The sequence below is a fragment of the Brevibacterium sp. Mu109 genome (assembly GCF_900169375.1).
GTDB classification, from domain to species: domain Bacteria; phylum Actinomycetota; class Actinomycetes; order Actinomycetales; family Brevibacteriaceae; genus Brevibacterium; species Brevibacterium yomogidense_A.
In genome coordinates this window covers 1-2,820 of sequence record NZ_FXZF01000074.1, presented here as the reverse complement: position 1 = coordinate 2,820, position 2,820 = coordinate 1, and the positions used below count along the sequence as shown (strand labels likewise).

General features: G+C 62.7%; 2 protein-coding genes and 1 pseudogene. 1 reads left to right on the top strand and 2 read right to left on the bottom strand.

Annotated features, from left to right (window positions below):
- Nucleotides 1-33 precede the first annotated feature (33 nt).
- A complete protein-coding gene (locus BSP109_RS17140; RefSeq protein WP_257944755.1) occupies nt 34-204 on the bottom strand; it encodes an ATP-binding cassette domain-containing protein in 171 nt (56 codons plus the stop codon).
- A gap of 47 nt (nt 205-251) precedes the next feature.
- Nucleotides 252-1,256: a metal ABC transporter solute-binding protein, Zn/Mn family gene (locus BSP109_RS16400; protein ID WP_101602025.1), complete on the bottom strand. Its 1,005-nt coding sequence runs from the start codon at nt 1,254-1,256 to the stop codon at nt 252-254.
- A gap of 196 nt (nt 1,257-1,452) precedes the next feature.
- Between BSP109_RS16400 and BSP109_RS16395 the strand changes: the two are divergent.
- Nucleotides 1,453-2,340: pseudogene (locus tag BSP109_RS16395) on the top strand (IS256 family transposase); the annotation flags it as partial.
- Nucleotides 2,341-2,820 lie beyond the last annotated feature (480 nt).

The following is a 2,820-nucleotide window of genomic DNA, read 5'->3' as shown; positions in this document are numbered from 1 at the left end:
ACGCACCGGCCGCGGATTCCGCAACGCGGAGAACTACCGGACGCGTATCCTGCTCACCAGCGCCGCGAGAACCGTAGCGTGAATACCCGCCACAGCAGGGTCATTCACCACGAACCGCGAAGAGCCGGATTTGCCCGCACCGTTGGGACCGACGATACCCATCACTGAGCCGACCGGCACATGGAAGTCGACATTGCGCAGCACCGGCTCGGTGCGGTATGCGACGCTGAGACCACTCGTTCGGCAGGCAATCACTGGCCATTCTCCTGTGCGTCATCCCGCCCCAGTGCGTCGGCGACCGCTTGGGCGTTATGTGCGTAGACCTCTAGATAGGTATCGACGTCCTCCTCGGCGCCGAGGCTGTCTGCGTAGAGCTCATCCTCGGAGACTTCGACTTCCCAGCCGCGGGCTTCCACGGCCTCGCGCAGGGATGTGATGGCCTGCGGGTTGGCCTGGTTGTCCTGGAAGATCATCGGCACCTCACGCTCCTCGATCAGATCCGCCAGGCTGCTGAGCTCGTGTGGGGAAAGCTGAGCATCAGTGGAAATGTAGTCGGTGGCGTGGACATCGATGTTGTAGGTCTGCCCGAAGTAGGCGAAGGCATCATGGCCGGTGATCAGCACTCGGTCCTCCTCCGCGATGGTGCTCAGCAGCTCCTCGGCGTTGGCGTGAGCCCTTTCGATCTGGCCTAGGTAGTCCTGAACGTTGGCTCGATAGGTATCCGCGCTGTCCGGATCAATCCGTGCCAGATGATCTGCCGCGTGCCCCACCGCCAGACCCCAGGCCTCAGGGCTATTCCAGATATGGGGATCGTGCAGTGCATTGCCCTCGGCATCAGTATCCTCCCAGCCCAGCAGCAGGCCCTCCGGGACTAGGTCGCCGACAGCCATCTGTACATCCCCGAGGCTCTCCAGCTGATCGATCATTTGGGCCTCGAGATGGAGCCCGTTCCACAGCACCGCATCAGCACTCTGAATGATCTGGATGTCTTGAGTGGAAGGCTGGTAGGTGTGCGGGTCACCCCCGGGGCCCACCATGGTGGTCACCTCGGCTTCCGGAGCAATGTTCGCGACTGCGTCCGCGAGGTATCCGGTGGTGGCATACACACTCAGCGGCTCCTCGCCCTCGTCGGGCTCGGCAGAGGTCTCGCCGCTGATAGAGCAAGAGGACAGGAGCACAACGCCTGCCGAGACAGCGCCGAAAAGACTGAAGCGTGGAGAACGACAGTGACGAAAGAGCGAACTTGGGTTGAGCATGCCAAGACAATACGTTTGGCAGGGGCAACAATGCAAGCTGGGCGTACGGCAACCCGTTTGTGTCGGCTTCGACGCGACCACTAGGGTAGAGCCCCATAGAGTGGTGTAGCGCACAGAGGCCCGGACACACCCTTCCGGATGTAGACGCAGCCACTGGGTGATCTTTCGAGTCAACCTTCCAAGAATCCCCGAGTTCAAGACCCTCGGGATCAACGCGTTGTCGAAGTCGCAGGTTTCGAGGATGGCTACTGATCTCGATGAGTAGGTCGAGGCGTTCCGCCACCGCCCCTTGGACGAGGCCGGCCCTTTCACGTTCGTCGCTGCCGACGCGTTGACGATGAAGGTCCGCGAGGGTGGCCGCGTGGTCAACGCCGTCGTTTTGCTGGCGACCGGTGTCAACGGGGATGGTCACCGCGAGGTGCTCGGCCTGAGGGTTGCCACCAGCGAGACCGGGGCAGCGTGGAACGAGTTCTTCGCCGATCTCGTCGCTCGTGGGCTGGCCGGGGTGCGTCTCGTCACCAGTGATGCCCACGCGGGGCTGAAGGACGCGATCGCTGCGAACCTGCCCGGCGCGGTCTGGCAGCGATGCCGGACCCACTACGCGGCGAACCTGATGGATATCACTCCGAAATCGATGTGGCCGGCGGTGAAGGCCATGCTGCACAGCGTGTACGACCAGCCCGACACCGCGGCTGTTCATGCCCAGTTCGATCGGCTCCTGGACTACGTGGGCGAGAAGCTGCCGCAGGTCGCTGAGCACCTCGACGCCGCGCGGGTGGACATCCTGACCTTCACTACGTTCCCGAAGGACGTCTGGGCCCATATCTGGTCGAACAACCCGGCTGAACGGCTCAACCGCGAGATCCAACGGCGCACCGACGCTGTGGGGATCTTCCCCAATCGAGCCGCGATCGTGCGGCTGGTCGGATCGGTGCTAGCTGAGCAGACCGATGAATGGGCCGAAGACCGCCGTTACCTTGGACTCGAGGTCCTGGCCCGTTGCCGACTCACGTCCGTCGAGCCCACCGGAGGCGAGGTGAGCACCGAACCCGGCCCCGACCTCGCACTCGAACTCAGCGCCTGAGACCTCCGACGAAGGATCCAACCACTACACCACTCCAAGCGACTTGACCCGGCGCCATGCCCAAACTGGGGAAACAGGAACTGGTGCTGGTCTTCCGATGAGCCTGCCCGCGAGAACCAGTTGCTCTCGCGGGCAGACAGGCAGGCAAGAGGCGCTTTATCGTCGGTTCCTAGCCCGCCAACCGAGGAACGCGTCGACGAGGATGAAGACGATCAAGCTTGCACCGAGCAGCGGGAGGAACCACCCGATTCCGACCGCGCTGAGAACGACGATGGCTTTGGCCCACCAAGGAGCTTCGCGTAGCGCCCCGCGTGGTGGAAGGACGCCCATTCGATGGTCTGGGTTGCTTTTCGGTGTGTTTCGTCAAGTTGATGTCGGCCGTTTCAGCGCTAAGAATCCAGCCAGGTGAGCGTGGTGTCCTGCCGTTTGAGCGTTTAGCTATTTCATGAGGGCGTTCTTGACTCTGTAGGAGTCGCCGCG